Origin of the sequence: Paenibacillus ferrarius (assembly GCF_002027705.1) — a bacterium.
Lineage (GTDB): Bacteria > Bacillota > Bacilli > Paenibacillales > NBRC-103111 > Paenibacillus_E > Paenibacillus_E ferrarius.
The window spans coordinates 59530-81556 of sequence record NZ_MBTG01000030.1 but is presented as its reverse complement, the minus strand read 5'-3'; the positions used below and the strand labels follow the sequence as shown (position 1 = coordinate 81556).

At 45.8% G+C, this 22027-nt stretch carries 16 protein-coding genes; all 16 read right to left on the bottom strand.

Annotation, left to right across the window (positions count from 1 at the left end; all coding sequences use genetic code 11):
- Positions 1-38 precede the first annotated feature (38 nt).
- Entirely contained in the window at positions 39-3083 is a 3045-nt protein-coding gene (locus BC351_RS27520; protein ID WP_079417042.1) for an S-layer homology domain-containing protein, read from the bottom strand.
- A 389-nt stretch (positions 3084-3472) separates the two neighbouring features.
- The gene (locus tag BC351_RS27515; protein ID WP_079417040.1) at positions 3473-7348 is read right to left on the bottom strand and encodes an S-layer homology domain-containing protein; all 3876 of its coding nucleotides are present in this window, start codon (positions 7346-7348) and stop codon (positions 3473-3475) included.
- Between the two features lie 262 nt (positions 7349-7610).
- Positions 7611-8720: a glycosyltransferase family 4 protein gene (locus BC351_RS27510; RefSeq protein WP_079417038.1), complete on the bottom strand. Its 1110-nt coding sequence runs from the start codon at positions 8718-8720 to the stop codon at positions 7611-7613.
- 132 nt (positions 8721-8852) lie between these two features.
- Positions 8853-9641 carry a WecB/TagA/CpsF family glycosyltransferase gene (locus BC351_RS27505; protein WP_079417036.1) on the bottom strand — a complete coding sequence of 263 codons (789 nt, stop codon included), beginning with the start codon at positions 9639-9641 and terminating at the stop codon, positions 8853-8855.
- A 47-nt stretch (positions 9642-9688) separates the two neighbouring features.
- A complete protein-coding gene (csaB, locus tag BC351_RS27500) occupies positions 9689-10810 on the bottom strand; it encodes a polysaccharide pyruvyl transferase CsaB (protein ID WP_079417034.1) in 1122 nt (373 codons plus the stop codon).
- Positions 10786-12834, bottom strand: coding sequence for a DUF5693 family protein (locus BC351_RS27495; protein WP_079417032.1), 2049 nt, complete (start codon positions 12832-12834; stop codon positions 10786-10788). The genes csaB and BC351_RS27495 overlap by 25 nt, the downstream gene beginning before the upstream one ends.
- A gap of 173 nt (positions 12835-13007) precedes the next feature.
- Positions 13008-14711: a phospho-sugar mutase gene (locus BC351_RS27490; protein WP_425270947.1), complete on the bottom strand. Its 1704-nt coding sequence runs from the start codon at positions 14709-14711 to the stop codon at positions 13008-13010.
- Positions 14712-14735: 24 nt separating this feature from the next.
- Positions 14736-15164 carry a 3-hydroxyacyl-ACP dehydratase FabZ gene (gene fabZ / locus BC351_RS27485; RefSeq protein WP_079417028.1) on the bottom strand — a complete coding sequence of 143 codons (429 nt, stop codon included), beginning with the start codon at positions 15162-15164 and terminating at the stop codon, positions 14736-14738.
- 168 nt (positions 15165-15332) lie between these two features.
- Positions 15333-15851: a CDP-alcohol phosphatidyltransferase family protein gene (locus BC351_RS27480; protein ID WP_244209197.1), complete on the bottom strand. Its 519-nt coding sequence runs from the start codon at positions 15849-15851 to the stop codon at positions 15333-15335.
- A gap of 100 nt (positions 15852-15951) precedes the next feature.
- Positions 15952-16170: a DNA-directed RNA polymerase subunit beta gene (locus tag BC351_RS27475; protein ID WP_079417024.1), complete on the bottom strand. Its 219-nt coding sequence runs from the start codon at positions 16168-16170 to the stop codon at positions 15952-15954.
- Positions 16171-16196: 26 nt separating this feature from the next.
- On the bottom strand, positions 16197-17063 hold the full coding sequence (locus tag BC351_RS27470; RefSeq protein ID WP_079417022.1) for a flagellar hook-basal body protein: 867 nt from the start codon (positions 17061-17063) through the stop codon (positions 16197-16199).
- Between the two features lie 23 nt (positions 17064-17086).
- Positions 17087-17980 carry a flagellar hook-basal body protein gene (locus BC351_RS27465; protein ID WP_079417020.1) on the bottom strand — a complete coding sequence of 298 codons (894 nt, stop codon included), beginning with the start codon at positions 17978-17980 and terminating at the stop codon, positions 17087-17089.
- A 35-nt stretch (positions 17981-18015) separates the two neighbouring features.
- Positions 18016-19017, bottom strand: a complete 1002-nt coding sequence (mreB, locus tag BC351_RS27460) for a rod shape-determining protein (protein ID WP_079417018.1) — start codon at positions 19015-19017, stop codon at positions 18016-18018.
- Positions 19018-19183: 166 nt separating this feature from the next.
- Positions 19184-19474 carry a sporulation transcriptional regulator SpoIIID gene (spoIIID, locus tag BC351_RS27455; protein ID WP_079417016.1) on the bottom strand — a complete coding sequence of 97 codons (291 nt, stop codon included), beginning with the start codon at positions 19472-19474 and terminating at the stop codon, positions 19184-19186.
- A gap of 175 nt (positions 19475-19649) precedes the next feature.
- On the bottom strand, positions 19650-20375 hold the full coding sequence (locus BC351_RS27450; RefSeq protein ID WP_079417014.1) for a M23 family metallopeptidase: 726 nt from the start codon (positions 20373-20375) through the stop codon (positions 19650-19652).
- Between the two features lie 82 nt (positions 20376-20457).
- Positions 20458-21510: a stage II sporulation protein D gene (spoIID, locus tag BC351_RS27445; RefSeq protein WP_079417012.1), complete on the bottom strand. Its 1053-nt coding sequence runs from the start codon at positions 21508-21510 to the stop codon at positions 20458-20460.
- Positions 21511-22027: the final 517 nt, after the last annotated feature.

The following is a 22027-nucleotide window of genomic DNA, read 5'->3' as shown; positions in this document are numbered from 1 at the left end:
AAAAGAAGACCCCGAAGGGCCTTCTTTTTCAATACATCTTAGTTAACTGTGATTGCTGTTACAACGGATTTCCCATTGGAAGCTGTTGTTGTTAAATCAAATGTTACTGCAGCGTCACCAGAGCGTTTAGCTGTGATCTCACCAAATTGGTTAATGCTAACTGTTCCGTTTTTAACATGGCTGGCAGCGAACGTCAGACCTAAGACATGGTTGTATTTCGCTACTTCGTCTTTCTCATACTTAATACCATAGCTATCCGTTACTTTGATTTTAGCTGCAACAAATGGGCTGCTGCCGTTCGTTACTGTTGCGGAATCCTCTGCTGTGATTTGGCTAACAGCGATCGCGTCGCCTTTCACCGTTACAGGGATTGTCGCTTGTTTCACTTCACCTTTAATCGTTTTGAAGGATACATTCAAGTTCGCTGTTCCTGCTTTGTTACCAATGACGAAGGCTTTGCCTGCATTGTCGCCTGTACCAAGCTCTACACGCGCTACGCTGTTGTTAGAAGACGTAACTTGGGTAATTTGAGCCGGAAGCTCAACCAAGTCGCCAGCGGCGTTTTTAGCGGTAATCTCGATTTCTTTGGCTAGCATACTGGATGCGGCAGATAGCTGCTCGCCTTTGGTAATCGTCAAGGAAGTTCCGTATTGGTGATCTGCATCAATGATGCCACTATCAAGCGTGTTGAAGATGGAGCCAACTTCTTTCACGGCATACGTCAAGTCTTCTGTCGATTGAGCAACATTCATTGTTTTTGTTAATTTAGCAATTTCAGTTGGGCTAGTTGCTCCCGGTGTTGTTTTCATGATGCGTGCTGTGAATTCCACTTTCTCGTCTTTCGCAGCTGCTGTAGTTACAAATTTGAACTCATCATTGAATTTCTTAAAGTCGTTTGCTCCTGTGTTGTCATAGACTTTCACTCCGTCTAATTTACCATAGACAGGCGCCAGGACATACGCATTAGTATTGGATGAAGAGTTGTTCGCAGCGCTGGACGTTACCGCACCTACTTCAACCGTATAATGACTGCCAGCTGCATCGACATAACCCGTTGTTGTGTTCACGTTCAAGGAATCATCCAATACTTGTCCGTATTGGTCAATGACGCTGTACTCAAACTTCGACTCGCCACCAGGAACGATTGATTTCGATGGTGCTGTTACCTCTTTAAAGTGATCAGGTACACGTGCATCAGATACCGTATACGTTTTGGTTGCTGTGCTGCTTGCATTGGCTGTTGCAATTACCGCTGTGATGGAAACTGCTCCTTTAGCGTTAGCTTTTACTTCATGCAGTTTAATGCTGCCTTTGTGCTCGCCGGAATCTTCGATCGAAACGCTTGTTGCGTTATTGTCGCCAACAGCGCCAGAAAGCGATACAGAGATCCGTTTTACGTTTTGTTCGCTAGTCAGGTCTTCTGTGCTCAATTGGTTGCCTTGAGCATCATAAGCGATCACTGGAACGTAGATATCTTTATCTCCAGCTGCAATCACATCGTTCAAGTCGCCAATAGCAATTTTGTTCGCTACTTTAGCTGAATTCACCGTGATTTTACCTGTCGCTGTTGCCGCTTGGTTAAACACTGTGAAGTTGAAATCGCCAGCTTTATCCAGATCATTGATCAGTGAGATTTTCACTTCCGGAATATCATTGCCGTTATCTTCGATCTCATAGGTAACATCTTTGCTGTCGATAAAGTCATTCCAGATCAGCGTTGTTGCACTGTAATCACTTAAGGAGTTATAAGCAATAGAACCGCCGTATTGATCGTATAGGTTCAGGTCATATTTCACGTTCTCGCCTTTGCCGTTCAATGCTGTGCCTACGGAGTAACGGGCTTGGCCTAGTTCAAGCTTCGTTAAGATCGGTTGTGTACCCAGCTTGAAGTTTTTCGTTACTGTGATGTGGCTGTCATTGTTTACGATCGTTACAGGGATAACAGAAACGCCTTGTGTTGTATCATTTGTTTTGGTATTTAGCGTAATCAACAGGGTACCATCAGCATCTTTAGCAATCTTCGTGAAACTAGCTGCAGATGTGTATACATTGTAAGAACCTGCATTGGTGGAAGCTGCTTCACCGTATTGGTTCACGGCTTTTGCTTTTACGATGACTTTGTCCGTGTAGGCAATGGTGTCGCCGGCATTAACAAAATCAATTTTTTGCAGCACTTCATCTTGACCTGTGAACGTAGCTGTTGTTTTATCAACAGTCGCTTCATCAATACCGCTCATGCTTACTTTGTACTCGCCATTGCTGATTTTTGCATCTGTCAATGTTAAGACAGCGGATTTTTTGTCAGCTGCGAATGCTACAGTTGTTGCCACATCTGCTGTACCTTTTTTCAAGGACAATTTAGCTTTTTCAGTGTCAACCGGTTTATTGAACGTTACTTCTACTTTTTGCACGCCAGTTGCTTTCGCGCCTGTCATGGATACTTTGCCAGCTGGTACATATTGTTGTTTCGCTTCATAAGCACCTGTTAATAGAAGATCACGTGTTGCGTTAGCTTGACCACCAAACGTGCCGTCAGTGCCGTTCGCCAGAAGTTTCAATTCAAGAGCAAGGGCAACATAACCTTGTGCCCAGCCAGACACCGTTGTGTCTGTGCCTGTTTTCGCTTTTGCCACGTCATCTTGGCCAAGAACACGTACTAAGAATGTAGCTAATTGTTCTTTAGTTACTTTACCAGCTGGGTTGTATTGACCTTCTGCATAACCATCTGTAACACCTGCTGTTTTCAAAGCTTCGATGTACGGAAGTGCATAACCATTCGCTTCATCGGTTACACTAACGTCCGAGAAGGACGATGTTTTCAAGTCTTTGTTCACATCAAGACCCATGATCAAAGCGGCTACTTTAGCAAATTGTGCGCGGTTCATTTCGTCTTTCAGACCAAATGTTGTGTCCGTCACGCCGTCAAAGATACCAGCGGAGATCATCGCATCGAATTTCGCTTGTGTTGCTGCATCAAGATCTTTCAAATCCGTGAAATCAGCGGATGTTTTACCGAAAGCGACCGATGAGAACATGGAAAGTGCCATGGCGGACGTAAGAACGACGGATAATGTTTTTTTCATAAAAGTTTGTTTCCTCCTAATATTTTAAAGTTTTTGTTATAAAAACTTATAACCAACGGGGCGACGTTTGAATCTTGTGATAGATTATCGTATATCTTCTCGTCTATCATCTCGGCTACAAACTTAGTATACGATACTCTATTCATTTTTTCATTGATAAGAAATTTCCAGTAAAGCCGCTGTATATCTGGTTTTTCTCTTAATCAATGTCCTACTAAATAAGATTACAAAGCATTTGTGAAGTAAATAAGTAGAGAACCTGAATGGTTACTAAAAATTAGCTTAAATTATCCTGAATGAATGAAAATAAAAGAAACCCATGTCTTATAGAAGACAAAGGTTTCTCTATAAACAAAGACCGCCCATAGGGCGGTCTTTTGGTCTTGCTATCATTTTGGAATAATGCCTTGTTGTTTCAATACACGTACCGCTACTGCGGCAGCTTGCGCACGAGTGAATGTTTCACGAGCGTCGAAACGATAGGTTGCTTTCTTCTGACCTGTTAACAATGCATTTTCGATACCTTCAATGAATTTAGCTTTATAAACTGCTTCAATTGCTGGCACTGCATACAGTTCCATATGCTCAATATCCGCATCAGTAAATATTTTTTTCAAACTCGCTAAAGCTTTTGCTTCATCGCTTGTCATTTTCATATCGCCAGCACGGGCGATCATAACTGCCGCGTCTTGACGAGTAAGTGAATTGTTAGGCAAGAATAGTCCATTAGCATTTCCACGTACAATTCCCGCTCTTGCAGCAGCTTCTATATGCTGATAATCAAACAATCGACCATTATTACTGCCTGGAAGGCTGTAACCTTTTTGAACATCCAGGAAAGTCCCTGTTTGGTTCTGGAATACTGAGTTCTCTTCAATATCTGAATTTCTTAAAGGGATATTGAAAATATCAACAAGCATACTTACGAATTCGCCACGTGTAATGGCATCGTTCGGCATGAACAAACCATCCGTTTTTCCGTCCATATATCCTTTGGAATACAGAATATCGAGGTCATTTCTACCCCACGGATGATTAGTTACATCATTAAAGCTATTATCCATATACATGACTTGGTAATATCCGAAGGAATCAACAGGTACAGTGATTGTATTCTTGCTTGGATCTACTTTACCGCCGATGTTTTTCCACTTAGGCAGATAGATACCGGATCCGTTTGGATCTTCGAAAGGTGTATATTGATACACAGTTAGGTATCTCCATGCATCATGCACTATGTTGCTATCATACTTCAACGTCATTGATCCAATTTTGGAAGGGACAACAACATCTTTATAATCCCTTTGGTTAAAAGGAGGGCGAGCTGTTCCTCCATTAATTAGGTTTGGCAGATAGCCGCTACCCATGTAAGCTTCTTGCAGGGTTGAATCCGTTGAATTGGCATCAGGTTTGATGATTCCCGCATCGATCCAATAACGTTTGCTTGCTGGACGGAATCTTCCTGTAAGCTCAGCAAGTGCAATCATCCCATTTTTATTCTCAACAGCATCGACACCTTCTGTACGGTCAACTCGACCATCATCATTGCTTGCGATTCCGAATAGAATTTGGCGATCCGCACTTACATATTGCGTAGAGTTATTACGGTCATAACGCATCAACTTCGTATCCTTAGGGAAAGTTAGCTGAATATCGTTATCAAAAATCTTCATTGAATTCGTCAATGGCGCCTTGATTTGCGCACCTACCATAGTAACATTGGTATTGAAAAGCACGATGCTTCCGTTCATTTTGGATGTGCCGCGGTTTACCGTGAACTTAATTTCATTGGCACCAGTCTTGAGATTCTTCGCTTCATAGAAGAAGTGTTTAGTTACTTTGTCATAGATAGCTGCTTCTTTGCCAAAAAGAACGGAATCGGCTTGCGCTGCTTCAAGCTCAATCATAAAGTAGTTCTGATTGATGTTGGCTTGATCGACACCTTTGTTATTCTTAATAATTTGCTTAGAAGACGGGTGGAAAAATGTATACGGTGCAGGTTCGCGAGTGATGGTCAACAACTTATTAGCCGTAGTGCCCGAAGTCGTATTCGTAGCAATAAGTTCAAATACATATTGACCAAATTCAGTCATCGAAAAATATGTTCCCGTGTCAAACACAGCTTGTCCAGCTGGAGTTAAAGCAATACGTCCATCACCTGGAATCGTCATTGGTGCTTTGCGGAGATACAATACCGCACCAGCTACACTGCCAGGAGCAGCTACAACTGAGTTTATAACCTTACCAATGATTTTTACTTGAGTTGCTTTAGTAACATAGGTGTCTGGCAGAGCCTTGTCTTTAATGAACTCAGGGTTTAAAGGGTCGGCTTCAAAAGGCTGCAAGCTGTCAACTGAAGGAACATTATCCGAAAGCACGAAAATTTCCATAGTCGTTGTGGTAACAAGCCTGCCAGCTACTTTCAATTCAATCGTCAGCGTGTACTTGCCGTCTTTGCCGAATATTTGATTGCTGCCTGCTGGTTTGCTTGGATCCGTAAAATCCTGAATAACAAACTCTCCATTTTTGTCCTTAGGCAAGTAAGTTGATAAAGGTTTTACCTCGATACCATTTACTTTATAAACAATGCTATCATAATCCGCGGGGCTTGATATGTTTATGATACGCCCTGAAATACAAGGAGCCGTAGATCCGGCAAGATCACAAGTAAGCTTGCTTGCGCTGTTAACAACCATCGCATTATAGATTTTGTTTAGAATAACGTATGGTGCACTTGTAATGACAAGGTTATATTGTTTTACTCCTGCAGCATAAGTGTTTCCACCTTTAAGAGGTGTAATTCTCATGACTACTGGACCATCTGTAATTCCCGACAGGCTTAATTGTGTGAGCGAGGATGCTACTGGATAGATCCCGTTTGTCACGGAACCAGAATTATAGAGTGCTCCATTAATTTCGACCTTCACTTGATCTGCTTGAGTATTCGTGTAGATCTTCAAATCTGCAGGGAAGTTAGTTATTTGAGTGCTTCCACCCTCACTTAGTGTGGATTCATAAGAACCTCCGCCACCAGGGACAGTGCGCAATATATTGACTTTGCTCACATAAGGTTGGTCTTTATCTACATAACTATAAATATAACGGGATGTGCTTGTTGCACCGTTAACATCCGTAAATACAAAGTATAATTCTTGCGTTGATTTATCAACATTAACTGGTAGCTGTCCTTTAAAGTTATAAATGCGATATGGTTCCGACATTGAATAAGGATGTGGATTAGCTACTGTTAGGTCCGGAGCAAAAGTAGTGTTATCGCTAAGTTTCGGCTTGTTTAATTGACTATTGCCTAATAGATAATAACGATAGTTGTTGCCCGCTGTTGAATATATATCTACATATACATAGTTGCTTACAGTTCCATGAATCTTAATGTCTGTTTGAAAATCGATATCTTTTACGCTTGGTGTTGTGGTTTCGAAAATTGGATTATCAACAAGCTTGCTGTAGGATGCAGTACCCAACAATTTTGCTTGAGTGTTGTAGGCAAAAGCTTTACCGTTGTCATATGTAAAAGAACGTTCTGTCGTAAAGAAATTCGACTGGTTCCTTGCAGCAAAAGTAACCTTATTGTCTCCCGGATTAAATTCAATATCCGTAGATCTTCCTGTATTGGTTACAAAAGTAAATAATCCACTAGCAAATGCGGAACGTTGATAAACGGTTCCACCCAGCGTCGCTTCAATATCAGAGGCATTATTGGCGCTACCTGTGATATTAATACCTGTGTAAGGACCATGAGTTGGATACATGCCACCATCAACGAAAGAGTCATCGTTGAATTTCAAACCGGCAATGTTAGACACTGGGGTGTAATAAGCATAAGCTGGATTAGAAACGATCCCGCCAGTTTGCCCATATTTTACAGTGATGATATTCTTGCCTTCTGTCAGATTGACCCCTTGGAAATAGATTTCACTACTATTGTTCGGGTTCACAACAGGTTTATTCGTTGTGTTTGTTGTAATCTGTCCCGTATTCTCGTTAATAACCTGATAATAGACACTATTAATTTGATCCTTTGTAATACCATTAATCGTTACATTTACTGTAATCGGACTTTGTGTAAAACGATCAACAAGTGCATCATTATAAGCGTTGTTGGGTGGAGCTGCGGCAAAATCAACCGTATAAAGGTTAGTCACCGTTATAGTCCCAGCAGCACTAGCCGTCATGGTAGGAAGCACACTAATAAGCAAAGTCATAATCAACATGAGACTTGCCCATTTTTTATTCAATAATTTCAAAACTAGTTCCTCCTTATGTAATATAAATGTTGTTATTCATAGTAAACGATAATAATCCTGACTTTACAGTACGACTTTCGACAATCCCTCCCATATTCTTCTATCATTCTACATGATTAGACGTGGCTGAACGCCAAAAGTTCTTGTATCCTACTTATCGGTCAAAACCAAGGAAAAGTTTAGAGAAAGAAATAAATTCATAAAATTCAAAAAAAATCCAACCCGAAGGTTGGATTCAATAGATACGATTTAAGAGTAAAGCTTACTTGCCCACGCGATCGCTTTGCACTTGCTTCCCTACAAGCTTCTGTAGGAAGTTGAGAACCGGCTTGCGGCTCTTGCTAATGATGCCAATGGCTTCTGCTCCCACCAGCATAACGAGGAATAGAGCCACAATAATCATTATAAGTCCCCAAGTCGAATCCTGGGAGATAAAGACCGAACAGACCACGGCGCTGCCGCCAAAGATGGAAGCAATCCCATAGATGATCAGCACGCTTGTACGATGACTGAATCCAAGCTGCAGCAAGCAGTGATGCAGATGACTTTTGTCTGGCGCCGAGATCGGCAATTTGTTCACATAACGACGCATAATCGCGAAGAAGGTATCCGATATGGGCACGCCCAAAATCATAATAGGAATGAGCAGCGAAACGACTGCAGCTTGTTTGAACCCAAGGATGGACAGCGTTGCTAGAGCGAACCCTAGAAACAGCGCCCCAGAGTCACCCATAAAGATTTTGGCCGGATGAAAGTTATAAAACATAAACCCGATGATGCTTCCGAGCAGGATCACGCAAAGCAGAATTACGGTCACATTGCCCATCATCAGAGCTAGTACGAGAATTGTAGTCGTAGCAATACCGGATACACCAGCAGACAAGCCATCCAGGCCGTCAATCAAGTTAATGGCATTGGATACGCCAACTATCCATAATATCGTAATCGGAATACTTAACCAGCCAATGGGCAGGTTCGTTGTTCCGAACGGAATGTTAACGAGATCGATCTTGAGTCCAAAGGAGACTACAATACAGGCAGCAATCAATTGCCCAAGCAGCTTCCATTTGGGAGATAGTTGAAACCGGTCATCCAAAGCCCCCGTCACGACAATCACAAAGCCCCCGATTAGCAAACCAAAGGCAGCATTCGAATTAACAGCATCAAGTGCTGGAGAGACGACGAAATAAGCTCCGACGAACGCAAGGAATATCGCTAATCCTCCGAGACGCGGCATAATTCGGGTATGTACCTTCCGATGGTTCGGGGCGTCAACCGCTCCTACCTTAAAGGCAAATTTTTTGACCAGGGGTGTCAGCAGCAGCGCCATTAAGCACGAAGCGATAAACCCAATCGCATATAATCCATACATCTTCTCTTCACAGCTCCTCTTGTCGTGGGTGGCAGGTAATCCGCCGAAATGAATTATACTCCCATTTGTCCACAAATACTACTGCTAAATTTGTCTGAAATGACCGTTTTCAGGCAATTTTCAAACATTTTTTCAGGATTTCGTGACTTTCTCTTTGTCACGCATTACTTTGATGGCAAATTTGGGGAGCAGAAGCATCCTTTTGTAGCGCCAAGGCTCCTGCAGTAGGCGATAGAACCACTCTAGGCGCAGCTTTTGAAAAAGTACCGGCGCTCGTTTTAGCTTGCCCGAAAGCACATCAAAACTTCCCCCGACCCCCATCATAACGGGTACTCCGATTTGGTGTTTATATTTGCCAATCCATGGCTCTTGATTAGCCGCTGATCTTCCTATGAAAAGCAGATCCGGCGCCGCATCGATGATATCTTGAATAACCTCGGCATCCTGTGCATCGCTGAAATAACCGTCTCGCACACCAACAAGCTGGATTCCTGGATAGCTGGCACGAAGCTTATCTGCTGCCGCCTGGATGACTTCATTGGAAGCCCCAAGCAAGTAGACTTTCCAGCCTAGCGGCTCCCCGGCCTTCATCAGCCTATGAAGCAGGTCATAGCCAGGAACTCGCTCCGCAACAGGCTGCCCCACGTATCCGGAGGCCCACACGACGCCCGTTCCGTCTGGAACGATCAGTTCCGCACGCTGCATCATGCTTAGGTACGCAGGATCATCCTGCGCGGCCATAACCATAATCGGATTAGCCGTAATCACTTGATGAGGCTGCCTTTGCTCTATAGCCTTCGTAAGGTAGGCAACGGTTTGGTCCATACCCATTTTGGAGACTGGCACACCGTAGATACGAACTTTGGGGATCGCACTCGCGGCGGCTGACTCCGGAGGGATCGTTGTTGATGTTGAACTCATGGCATATCTCTTCCTTTATGTGACGTTGAGTTTCGAAATTTAGTTGCTTATTTGTTAAACTTTTGTTTGTAAAATGAAACAATGCGCTTCGCAGGAAGCTGAGCCTGCGCTTTCAGCTCTTCAATGGCGGCGCGGCTGGAAGCCGCCCACTGCTCGCGATCCACGAGGAGGCGCTGCGCCTCCTCGGCGAAGGCATCCGCATCGAAGCTGGCTGTCGATGCGGCGGCTTTCATGCCAAGCCTATGGAGGAACTGGTCGATCTTCGGATCGTACGAAATGCCTACCATAGGCACATACTGCGAGGCTGCATAAATCAAAGAATGCAGCCTCATCCCGATCAGCAGGTCGCACGCCGCGACCTGCGCCAGCATGTCCTGCGGATGGACGACGCCTCGCGCCATCTCCACCCGCGCCCCGTAATCGCCTAAGCGGTCGATCACGAACTGCGACGCCACCTCATCCGAAGGGAGGTGGAAGGGCAAGAACCGCAGCCGCACATCGGGATTCGCGGCAAGCAGTAGTGCCAGGGACCGCGAGAGAGCTTCCAGCTCCGAGCGGTCCTCGTTCCAGAAGCGGACGGACACGCCGACCGTCCGCTCAACAGACGGCGCGCCAGACGTTGCGCCGTTAGCTGGCAGCGGCAGACCCATAACGGGGTCTGGCACGACGGTGATGCGCTCCCGCGGGAGGCGCATCCGGCCCAGCAAGTCCGCGGACTCCGTGTCGCGGACCGACACATACGCGCAGCGCTGGAATACGCTGCGGATCCAGCCAAAGAACATCGGACGGCCCACAGGGCCGATGCCTTGCGAATAAATAAACGTAGGTTTGCCAAGCCACTGCGCAAGCTTCAGAACAGCCAAATAATACGGGATTGTCTTCGAACTGGTTGCATCCTGCAGCAAGCTGCCGCCTCCGCTGATCAAGCCATCCGCTTCACGCAGTGCGCGGAGCAGTCCCCCCGGTTTCATGCGATGGTACGCTTTAACGCCGTACATGGCCGCTGTTTTCTCCGGATTAGCGGAAAGGACAATCGGCTCAATTTGAATGCCCTGTTCTTTGCTTTGCTCCTGAAGGGCAAACAAAATTGACTGCAGTACAGCCTCATCTCCGCTATTATCGAAGCCATAGTAGCCGGATAGCGCTATTTTGACCACTGAGGAACCCATCGCTTCCAACTCCTCGTGATAATTTCCCAAGCAATAATGAAGACAATTCCAATCAACGCACCGAAGACTAGCCCATAAGTAATACGGATTAAAGAGATATGCAGCGGCGTATGAAGATGAGCGAACGTATCCACAATAGATAATTGTCCCATAACACCTATGAACAGAACATACATCGCATTGCGATAACGAACGGATAGATAGGCGCCTAGCAAGAATAGTGGATGAGCAAACAAGAACTCTTTCGTCCTAGGTCTCACACCCAACGTATTCTCTAAGAAAGACCGGAACAGCTTCTCTATCGAGGAGGCTTGTCCCTCGTTCCCCGTACGGGACAAGTAGTAATAACCAGCCGCCAAAACAATGCCAGCTACCACAATCCACAGAACGCTGATATAGGAAGAGAATATCTTGCGAACCTTCGCTTGTTTCTCCTTATAGGTATTATTCTCGCTAAAGAACAACAAATACAGTGCGACAATCGCAATAGGCAATAAATGCAGAGCGCTGACGCCGCGGAACTGCTGTATAACCAGCGAGTAGCTAATGTGATTCAGCAGAGCAACCTCAAACACCACGCCTATAAGAGAAATCAATGAGGTTTTGAGCAGCTGCCATAAGCCAAAGGCTAATCCAGACTTCCACTTGGCCGCAGCTCCCGATTGAATAGCCCGAATAACGAGCATCATGGCAACACTTGGCGCACATATAGCAGTCGCAAGAGCAAGGGCTTGTGCGTAAAGGTTCGCGGACAGAGTATGCAGCGCAATAGCGCCTAGCAGGCCAATCACGAATAGGAACAAGACAGACTCCGGAATGAAGAAGGAAGCCGTCAACACAATCAAACTAACCCCGCCTACCAGGATAAACACTCGCGCTATCTTCTGCCATCCATTTGACTCTACTGTGAATGCTTCCGCTGTTCCCAGTGTAAAGCCTGCTTTCTCAATACGAGGAATTGCTCCATCTTTCCCTTGCAAGCTTTCATAAAAAGCAGCTAGCGGATCTACCAGCTTGCCTTTATCCAAACTTTTCAAAGGCTTCGCATTCAAGAACACCATACGGATGTTGCGATCTTTGACCGCAAGAACAAAACGATCCGCAACCCCTTGAATCCGATCTTCCAATTCCGCTTTTTTGAGCGGTTCCATCAATTTCTCACTGTCTTTCTCCGTAAAAGAATGCAAGCGAACGACATTATAATTCGTTTGCTTGGCAAGCGTACTGAACCCTTTTTGCGGTTCCTTCAGCATTTCAATAGCGGCAAGACCAATATCATATTTATGAAGAAGATCGGCCATTTTATTAAGGTTAACTTCCGTATTTTCTTCGGTATACCCCGGCACTTCATTGCCGTCCACAAGAATTCGTTTCACGCCCAAATCATACAATTGCTTCAGGAGACGATCCATGTCATTCGTAACAAACGCTCTGCGATTGGATAAACGAACAACGATTTGAAAGCCTTGGTCCTTCAGTGCTTGCAGCGTAATGGGATCCGGATCCATCGTCTTAATCGAAGCATCGTCCGAACTCATTTGAATGATAAGCCCATTTTTATTCCTGAAACTCCAAGGCTTAACCCCTACCTGCAGATCACCGAAGGTTTTCTGAATTAAAGGCTCCAGCTTTTGCTGGGTAGCGCTATCTGGGAACAACACATACGTGAAGTTCTCATTCGGGTTGCCAAATGTTTGCGTTAACGCGGCGGCATCCCGAGAATTGTACATCTCAATGCGACGGCTCTCTCTGAGTTCCGCCAAGGTGCTTTCGTAGACAGCCATAGATTGAATGCCTGCTGCCTTCATCTTCTTCAAATGCTCGGCAACAAAGGTCTGCGGGTTTGTTTGAATATCAGAGACATCCAACAGATCGCGGTAATCGAAAACAAATTCGACTTTATTCGCCGATGTTTCCGTTTGGTGACGTGTGAAGGCAAGCGGCAGCGAGCCGAGCATGCCAATAATGACGAGCCACCACAATACATTTTTGAGCGGGTTGTTCCATGTTTTATACCAATTCACTAATCGTCCACTCCTTAGAGCATTTACTTGGATAGTTCCTTATACATTCGAAAACCTCTCCAGTTCCCAAGCTTGGGAAATAGGCCAAATGAATACGGATTTTGTTTCCATTTATTCATTAGACGACCTATCCCTGACTTAGGTTCTGAAGAGGTTCAATTGATCCTATTCCATTATCCGTCTACACGGCTAAGTACATATTGAATGATGCCATCCAGCTGCTCTGCGGCTGCCGGACCTGTTGATCCTTTTACCGCAAAATAAAATTTAATCTTGGGCTCCGTGCCTGACGGACGCAGGCAGAACCAGGAACCATCCTCCAGCTTGAACTTCAGTACGTTCTCGATCGGAAGCCCATCCACGCCTTTGACGTAATCTTCTAACGCAGTTACACGGGTACCCCCGATTTCGGTCGGCGGATTCGTTCTCCATGCATCCACCATGCGTCCGATTTGTTCCACGCCATCCTTGCCTTTAAGCGTCCTTGACTCCAGTTTTTCCAAAAAGTAACCAAAGGATTCGTATAGCTCTTGCAGGACTTCATATAAGGTCTTGCCTTGCTTTTTGTAATACGCTGCAGCTTCTGCAATAAGCATCGCTGCAATAACAGCATCTTTATCTCGGGCGTAGTCGCCAGCCAAATAGCCGTAGCTTTCTTCGTAACCGAATACGAAGGTATGTTCGCCACTTTGCTCGAACTGGGACATCTTTTCTCCGATATATTTGAAGCCGGTTAACGTATTCAAGGTAGGAATTCCGTAATGATTGGCGATGACTGCGCCCATTTCACTCGTCACGATCGTTTTGACCACAACGCCGTTTGTCGGCAATGTTCCACGTTCCTTCAGGCTGGACAATAAATAATTCACCATGATGGCTCCAGACTGATTGCCGCTTAATACAACATACTCCCCGTTCGGATCCTTCACGACCGCGCCCATGCGATCTGCGTCGGGATCCGTACCGATGATAATGTCAGCATTCCATTCCTTCGCTTGCGCAATTGCCAGTGTGAAAGCTTCCCGCTCCTCCGGGTTCGGAGACTTCACGGTCGAGAATTGAGCATCCGGCTGCTCCTGCTCCGCAACAACACGCACTTGTCCGAAACCGACTGCTTTCAGCACCTCGCGAACCGGCACATTCCCCGCGCCATGCAGCGGAGTAAAGATAATGCGGAAATCATCACTAATCTCTTTAATGACTTCCGGATTCTGGCTGATTGCCGTGACCGCTTCGATGTAAGCCTGATCTACATCCTCGCCTAACCAAGCTAGCAGCCCTTGAGCTTCTGCTTCTTGCTGGCTCAGCTTCTTTACTTTACTGAAGGAATCAATGCTTTGAACTTCTGCGATAACTTGCTCCGCATACTGAGGCACGAGTTGGCCGCCGTCTGCGCCATATACTTTGTAACCATTATATTCAGGTGGATTGTGACTCGCTGTTACGACTACGCCTGCATTGGCCCCTAAATATCTCACGGCAAAAGAAAGCTGTGGTGTGGCGTGCAGCGTCTGGAAAAGATAAGCCTTGATGCCATTCCCCGCGAAAACGAGGGCCGCTTCCAAAGCGAACTCCGGCGACATATGACGGGAATCATAAGCCAGGACAATGGAGGGACTTGCTGCGCCCGTTCCATTCACATACTGTGCCAAGCCTTGGCTTGCGCGTCCAACGGTATATACGTTGATTCGATTCGTTCCAGCACCAATCACACCGCGAAGCCCGCCAGTGCCAAATTCGAGATCTTTGTAGAATCGATCCTCAATTTCTTTCTCATCGTCCCGAATGGCTTGCAGTTCTTTCTTCGTTTCGGCATCCACCGCTGGATCCTCTAACCATAATTGATACTCTGTTTGTACACGCGTCATAGTAGTCAGGTTCATCTCCTTTTTATCTATGGGTTATTTATTAGCAAGGGCAAACATAAGTTCGCCTTCGACTACCACTTTGTCACCTACCTTGGCTACTGCGTTGCCTTTGACGATAGTTCCTTTTACCCGTGTAATGGTCATTTCTAACGTAAGGGTATCACCAGGCACGACTTGTTGCCGCCAACGGATCCCGTCCGCACCAGCGAATAGACCGATTTTCCCTTTATACTCCGGCATCGATAGAACAGCTACAGCACCAACCTGCGCGAGAGCTTCCACGATAAGCACGCCAGGCATAACTGGATAGCCGGGGAAATGCCCTGCGAAGAACGGTTCATTGATTGTTACATTCTTAATCCCAACCGCTCTAACGCCTTCTTCAACCTCCAAAATACGATCCACCAACAGGAATGGCGCACGGTGTGGAATAATCTCTTGAATCTGATTAATATCTAACATAACAAGTAGAGCTCCTTTCAGAATAGCTTGTATAAAATACAAGGGAATCACTTACAATAGGGTTGTCCCTTCATTAACTGCAGAAATGAAGGTTCATATAGAGGAGCTTATGTCTAATGGGTTGTGCACAGTCCTTGGCATAAGCTCTTTTTACGTTAATATGTACGATTATTTAGACTTGGCAGCTCGATTCAATAATAGGAATTGGAATATATAAATAAAGGACGTTACAAAAGAAACGCTAATCACGAACCACAGATAGGTCACAGCAAAGGTTAACTTAAACACGATAAAGAGAATGGCGAGATAATATAAGACCGTTGTCAACTTCCCCATCACATTCGCGGGAACCGTTAATTTGCCCCTAAAGTGAAAGAAGGCCGAGCCTATGATCATGCCTGCATCCCGAATGAACATTGCGGCTGCGGCTTGCCAAGGGATCATGTGAGTAATCAACAAGGATAAAATAACAGCAATCATCATACACTTATCCGCTAATGGATCAAGCATAACCCCAACGGGAGTAATCAATCCTCGTGTCCTCGCAATATAACCGTCAAGAATATCCGTAAGCCCAGCTGCCAGCAAGATCAAGAAAGCAATTTGGATATGCCCACTAAGAAAAGTCGCTAGATAAACAGGAATTAGAACAAACCTGCTAAGGGTGAGCATGTTCGGTATATTCAAAGTACCCCTCCTGCACCTAATATCTGGTATCTGTTCATGGACCTTCATTCATTATACCGCTGCTCAGACAAAAATAAAACTCCCAGTGAGGGAGTCCGAGTTAATTCGCAAAGACCAGATCGTATAAATGACGCCAGGTACTCATATGAAAGATTTCCCCAGCCGGCTGATGACCAAGCTTGGTATAACCTACCCAAAGACCAATATAGACGGCCAGTACGCAGAGTACGGGGATACGAATGATCTTGAAAATAATCCATAGTATAGTCAGCCATTTCGGCCTTGCTTTCTTTTGCTTTGGAGTTGGCTTGTCCGACATCGAGCCCTATCCCTCCCTTTCTACGATCAGGCGCGCAAGTTATTAGCCATATTCATCATCTGATCCGAAGATGTGATAGCACGGGAATTGAGTTGCAGTGCTCTCTGTACGATAACCAGATCGGTCATTTCATCGGCTAGCGTCACGTTGGATTGCTCCAGAAACCCTTGCATAAGGGTTACGCGATTATTCGATGTGTCAAGACCGCCATTCAGATCTTGCAAAATATTAGCTTTCTCTGCAGCCGTAATCCCATTAGGCAGTGCATACAGGTTATTCCCGATATCTTGGAGAAGCTGTGGACGTACAACCCGAACCAGCTTGATCTGACCTATTCGAATAGGCGCAGCAGTGGCATCCTGCTCGTTATAGCCGTTAACCGTACCATTGGATTCAACCACCGGTCTGAAACCAGTTGGTACATGAATTGGGTTGCCATCGATTCCTGTTACGAAGTGACCTTCTTTGGTCGAAAGCACTGTACCGCCCGTTGTATCAGGTGTTAAACTAAACGCCCCATTACGCGTCCAAGATGGCTGGAACGCAGGATTACCATTAGCGTCGATTGTGCTGACCGATACTTCGAACAATCCATCTCCTTGGATCGCAAAATCGGTTGGGTTCCCTGTAGGTTGAATAGGCCCCTGTGCTAAATTCGTATGAATTTGCACCAGCTTAGAACCCCAGCCTTGGTTGAAACCTAGCGGAGAGAAGCGCCCTTGCTGACGGAATCCTTCCGGTTGTGCCTTCACGTTCGTTAGAACGTCCTCAAAAGAAGCTTCCTTCTTCTTAAAACCGTTCGTATTCACATTTGCTATGTTATTAGAGAGAATATCCAGCTTTTGCTGTAAGCTGTGCATGGATACCGATGAGTTAATCATGGAATTGTTCATGGCTGGCTCCTTCGCAAGCTAGATTAAACGCGCCCTACTTCATTTGCTGCTTTGTCCATACTTTTATCATAAGACTGAATGACCTTCTGGTTGGCTTCATAAGCACGAGCCGCAGACATCATATCGACCATCGATTGAGCAGAATCTACGTTAGAACGCTCAATGAACCCTTGACGAACCTCAACTTGATCGCCTGCAGCAACCTGTGTGACCGTCGCTTCATCACCTGGATTAATCCGCAGCATCCCATTCCCTTCACGCAGCAGAAGATTCGGGTTCTCCGCGCGCGAAAGCATTAATCCGATAGGTTGTCCTGCCGCATTCAGAAGCGGAAGACCATTCGAGTCAAGGAATTCACCCTTGTCCGTCACTTTGAAGGCATGAATCGGTTGACCCGCTCCATCCGTGAGGAGGAGAGGTTGTCCATCTCGGCCCACGACTTGATTGCCGTTCGCGTTCACAAGCTGACCTGTCGTATCCACCGTGAATTTGCCATTCAAAGAGTACCGCTGCTCGCCATTCCCGTTCAGCACCGTAAAGAGAGCTTGCGGCTGAAACGTACGCGTTCCGTCCGGACTTACAAATTTGCCTGTCGCATCAAAGGTCATGCCTGGCAATTGAATGTTCGAGACTAGAGCGAAATCGAAGGGATTTTGTGTTTCTTGCAAATCCCCTTGTGTATGAATAGAAATGTTTTCTTCCGCAAATACTCCTAAGCTCATTCTCCCAAGCGGAGCTGTCGAAGCGCCTTGTCCACCGCGAATGGTCGAAATGAGCATCTCCGGGAACGAACGTGACAATGAATTCCCTTGCTTAAAGCCCGGCGAATTGATATTCGCAATATTATTCGTAATCGTATCATGCCTGCGCTGCTCGGAGATCATGCCGGCCGCCGCGGTATATAGTCCTCTTAACATATTTCACCTCTTGGGTAGTTTGTTGCCTAGCTGGCTTAGTTGAATTTGCGTTTGGATACTTTATCTAGATTGTCAAGCATGATGCCTGTTCCTTTAACAACGCAAGACATCGGATCTTCCGCGATTAAGACAGGAACCTTCAGCTCGTCTGCCAATAATTGATCTAGCCCGTGCAATAATGCTCCGCCGCCTGTCAGAATGACGCCACGGTCGATAATATCTGCCGAAAGCTCGGGAGGTGTTCGCTCCAATACACTCTTCGCTGCTGTAACAATGGAGGAAACCGGATCCCACAGAGCTTCTTGTACTTCACTGGAATGGATCGTAATCGTAAGTGGCAAGCCGGATACCATATCTCTACCGCGAATATCCATCTCTTGATCTCTGCCATGTGGATATACCGTTCCGATTTTCAGCTTGATGTCTTCGCTTGTCCGTTCACCAATGAGCAGCTTGTACTTATTTTTGATATACTTCGTAATCGCGATATCGAACTTGTCGCCAGCGATCTTGATGGAGGAGGAGGTGACGATGTCGCCCATGGATAATACAGCAACATCCGTCGTCCCTCCGCCAATATCTACAACCATGTTGCCGCTAGGCTGGAAGATGTCCATGCCGGCACCGATAGCCGCTGCCTTAGGTTCTTCTTCCATGAATACTTCTCGGGCACCGCTGCGCTCAGCCGCTTCGCGGATCGCCTTCTGCTCGACCGAGGTGATGTTGGTAGGGGCGCAGATCAGAATTCTAGGATGCGAATACCAGTTCTTGCCCCCTACTTTGGCAATAAAATGCTTCAACATCATTTCCGTAATATCAAAGTCCGCAATAACGCCATCTTTTAATGGGCGAATCGCAATAATGTTGCCGGGAGTTCTACCTACCATGCGGAAAGCTTCTTCTCCTACAGCAAGTACGCGTTTCGTATCGCTTTCAATGGCAACTACGGAAGGCTCATCGAGCACGACGCCGCGTCCTTTCACATGAATAAGCACATTTGCCGTGCCGAGATCTATTCCAATATCCTTGCTTAACATTTCAAGTTAATCCTCCCTAAATCTACCGTCCATCCCGTGAAGAATCGGCGCTCTTTATAGATATTTCTAATTATAAGCTAAATTCGTTGCAATTGCATTAATTCCTCTTTTTCCGTGAAATTTCGACATGTCCAGTTTCAGGAAGCGGCCGGGATGAAGCGGTTCTTTAGGATTTAACTGTGACCAAGTTATCGGAAAGCTTCGGATTTCGTGTCTTGCGATACTTAATTTTCGTCGCTTCTCCTCCTCTTAGGTGCCTGATGGATTTATGATACTCCAAAATGTGCTTCACCTGATTGGCCAGGTCCGGGTTGATTTCCGGCAATCTTTCCGTTAAATCCTTATGCACCGTGCTTTTGGAAACGCCGAATTCCTTAGCAATGGTGCGAACCGTATTCTTGGTCTCGACGATACAGGTACCAATCTTAATGGTTCGCTCTTTGATGTAATCGTGCACTCCCCTCGCCTCCCTACTCGAGATAGTTTGGTAAAGTATATGAGGGGCATGACTAGATATTCTACGTAACCAAGCCTGACAAGCCCAATTCCCATATTTATTTTCAAAATCAATGCAAAAAAGCAGCAGGATGTACCCGCTGCCCCTATCTATGTAGCTGTTTGGATGCCAGCAATTACTGTTTCGCGTTCAAGAGCGTCTCGGGATTAACCGCTGCATTGTCACTGGCTTGACGTACTTCGAAGTGCAAATGCACGCCATCCTCTTTCTCGAACTCATTGCGGCCTGCCTTGGCGAGAACGTCGCCTTTCTTCACTTCAGCGCCTTTGACCACCTTCACGTCAGATAAACTTTGGTACACGCTGATCAGACCGTTGCTGTGGGTAATCTCAACGAGGCTGCCAACCACCGGATTCTGCTCGACGGCTGTTACTTTGCCGCTCAAAGCAGCCAAGACATCAAATGCCGCGCCATCTTTAGCTTTCAAGTCAATCGCGGAGTGCGGCGTCAGTTGATCGTTATATTGAATCATAGCCGCCTGCTTCACATCATTGGTTGCATTGGTGTCGTAGAACGGAATTGAAACTTCGACAAGCGATCTGTCTTTGACAGGCCACTGGATGGTCTCAGGCTGCGCATTAACGGCAACGGCCCCATCCGGTGCGTTCGTCGATTTGTCTGTACTGCTAACCTTAATGCCCAGATCTTGGCTGACTGACTTGGTCCCGATGTCCTGGTACACCCACATTAAGGTTAAGATAATTGCTGCTGCCGCCACATACGTTGCTGGGAATACCCACTTCTTAGCAAGCAACCTCTTCCATGCAGATGGACTACCTTGTGCTCCTTGAACAGTTTTAGGAGCTTCTTCTTTTTGAAAACCTTTGTTTTGATCACTCATGGTTATCACCTCATCAACCATTCTTGACACTTTTAAAGGTTTTATACTTGAAGAAAGATATTTTTATAGAGACAAGATCAGATTAAGATTTTTGGATAAAAGGAGCCGCTTTTTCAATAGAGATGCCGGTGTAATAGTAGGTTACGATTTGCTCGGCCGTTTTGCCTTCCTTCGCCATACCATTGGCTCCCCATTGACTCAGACCAACGCCATGACCGAATCCATAGGTCGTAATCGCGACTTTGGAGCCGGACCATTTCCAATCGAATTGCGAGGATGCTAGACCCAGCTTCTCTCTTACTTCACGTCCGGAGAATGTTTTGCCACCAATCGTCATTTTCTTAATCCGATGACCGGCAGACCATTCTAGCACTTTCATTGCCTTGGCATTCGTGCCTGTCGTAGCAATACTCGTAACCCCGAGTTTGTGAAGCATATCTTTGTAGGTGATTTCAACCGTTTCTTGATAGCGCGAAGATAACGACACATCCCAAGGGCTAGGCACACTGCGCAAATAGGGACTCATAAAAGGCCAGTAGTCCTCCGAATTCTCTGTATACCCATTGCTTGTCGAAAAAAAAGTGGCATTGATAGGCTTATGCTCATAAGTAAGAATCATATCTTTGGTTTCATTCACAGCTCTATCAATCTTGGCCATATTCGCCTCATACGAACTTTTGTTCCATTTCTCTTTCAACTCTTGCTCTGTAAGATAGGCTTGATGCGCGGTAGTATCCGTCACAAGGGCGTCATTCACCGGCATATTGCTGTAATCCTTTTCTATGACTCTACGCACAACATACGTCCTGGCTGCCATGGCCTGCGCCTTAAGAGCCTCCAGCTCGAACTCAACTGGCATCTCCGCCGCGAGAACACCTTTCACGTACTGCTCCAGCGGAACGGTCTCAACCATCGCCTTCTTCGTTAAATACACGGGAATCATTAAGCCTTGCGCGGTAATCGTCTCCTGCAGCGATCCATCCGTCGCTACTTGTACAGGGGCCGCCGCGTCGCCATTAGGAATCTTCTTGACTAGCAGCATGGGCACAAACATAGTGACGCATAACATCGAAGACAAGCAAACAGCCATCCAGAGGATGACCCTGTGGTTAAGCACGCGTTTTTTCTTGAACATAGGTCTGAACAGCCTCCATAAGCGCGTTTACTAGCAGGTATTTTGGTATGACTTAGCTTATGAGAGGATTTGCTAGAATAGAACAAAGTAGAGCCGTAGATGTAGGGAGGGGGCAAGGGCCTATGTTAATCTTCCAAATACAAAAAAGAGGTTGTTCCATAAGCCAAATATAGAGTGTAAGGGTCGATAGATGATGAGATGGATTACCTTGATAGTCTCCACGCAGGATGAAGGGGCTTCCAGTTCAGATCCGTTCACCCGATTGTATAAACCTGCGAAAATACAGGAATTCCCGGGCGAATTCGGTTAAAAAGTGGAAATGCCTGCAATTGTGCAGGCATTTTTATCTTTTTAAGCCTCTCATCCAGAAAAGGCCTCAAAAGCCTGCACAAACGCAGGAATTTAATAGTTGAGGCTATTCCAAGAGCAAAAAAGATGCATAATTGCAGGTTTAGAGAAAGCAACTGGAGCTAGAGCTCAGAGAAAGTAGAAGGCTCATCAAGAGATTATCAGAACC

Excerpts from the sequence above, each read along its gene's own strand:
- BC351_RS27520 (WP_079417042.1), bottom strand. The coding sequence starts at position 3,083 with ATGAAAAAAACATTATCCGTCGTTCTTACGTCCGCCATGGCACTTTCC.
- BC351_RS27510 (WP_079417038.1), bottom strand. The coding sequence starts at position 8,720 with ATGTATGGATTATATGCGATTGGGTTTATCGCTTCGTGCTTAATGGCG.
- BC351_RS27505 (WP_079417036.1), bottom strand. The coding sequence starts at position 9,641 with ATGAGTTCAACATCAACAACGATCCCTCCGGAGTCAGCCGCCGCGAGT.
- csaB (WP_079417034.1), bottom strand. The coding sequence starts at position 10,810 with ATGGGTTCCTCAGTGGTCAAAATAGCGCTATCCGGCTACTATGGCTTC.
- fabZ (WP_079417028.1), bottom strand. The coding sequence starts at position 15,164 with ATGTTAGATATTAATCAGATTCAAGAGATTATTCCACACCGTGCGCCA.
- BC351_RS27475 (WP_079417024.1), bottom strand. The coding sequence starts at position 16,170 with ATGTCGGACAAGCCAACTCCAAAGCAAAAGAAAGCAAGGCCGAAATGG.
- BC351_RS27470 (WP_079417022.1), bottom strand. The coding sequence starts at position 17,063 with ATGAACAATTCCATGATTAACTCATCGGTATCCATGCACAGCTTACAG.
- BC351_RS27465 (WP_079417020.1), bottom strand. The coding sequence starts at position 17,980 with ATGTTAAGAGGACTATATACCGCGGCGGCCGGCATGATCTCCGAGCAG.
- mreB (WP_079417018.1), bottom strand. The coding sequence starts at position 19,017 with ATGTTAAGCAAGGATATTGGAATAGATCTCGGCACGGCAAATGTGCTT.
- BC351_RS27450 (WP_079417014.1), bottom strand. The coding sequence starts at position 20,375 with ATGAGTGATCAAAACAAAGGTTTTCAAAAAGAAGAAGCTCCTAAAACT.
- spoIID (WP_079417012.1), bottom strand. The coding sequence starts at position 21,510 with ATGTTCAAGAAAAAACGCGTGCTTAACCACAGGGTCATCCTCTGGATG.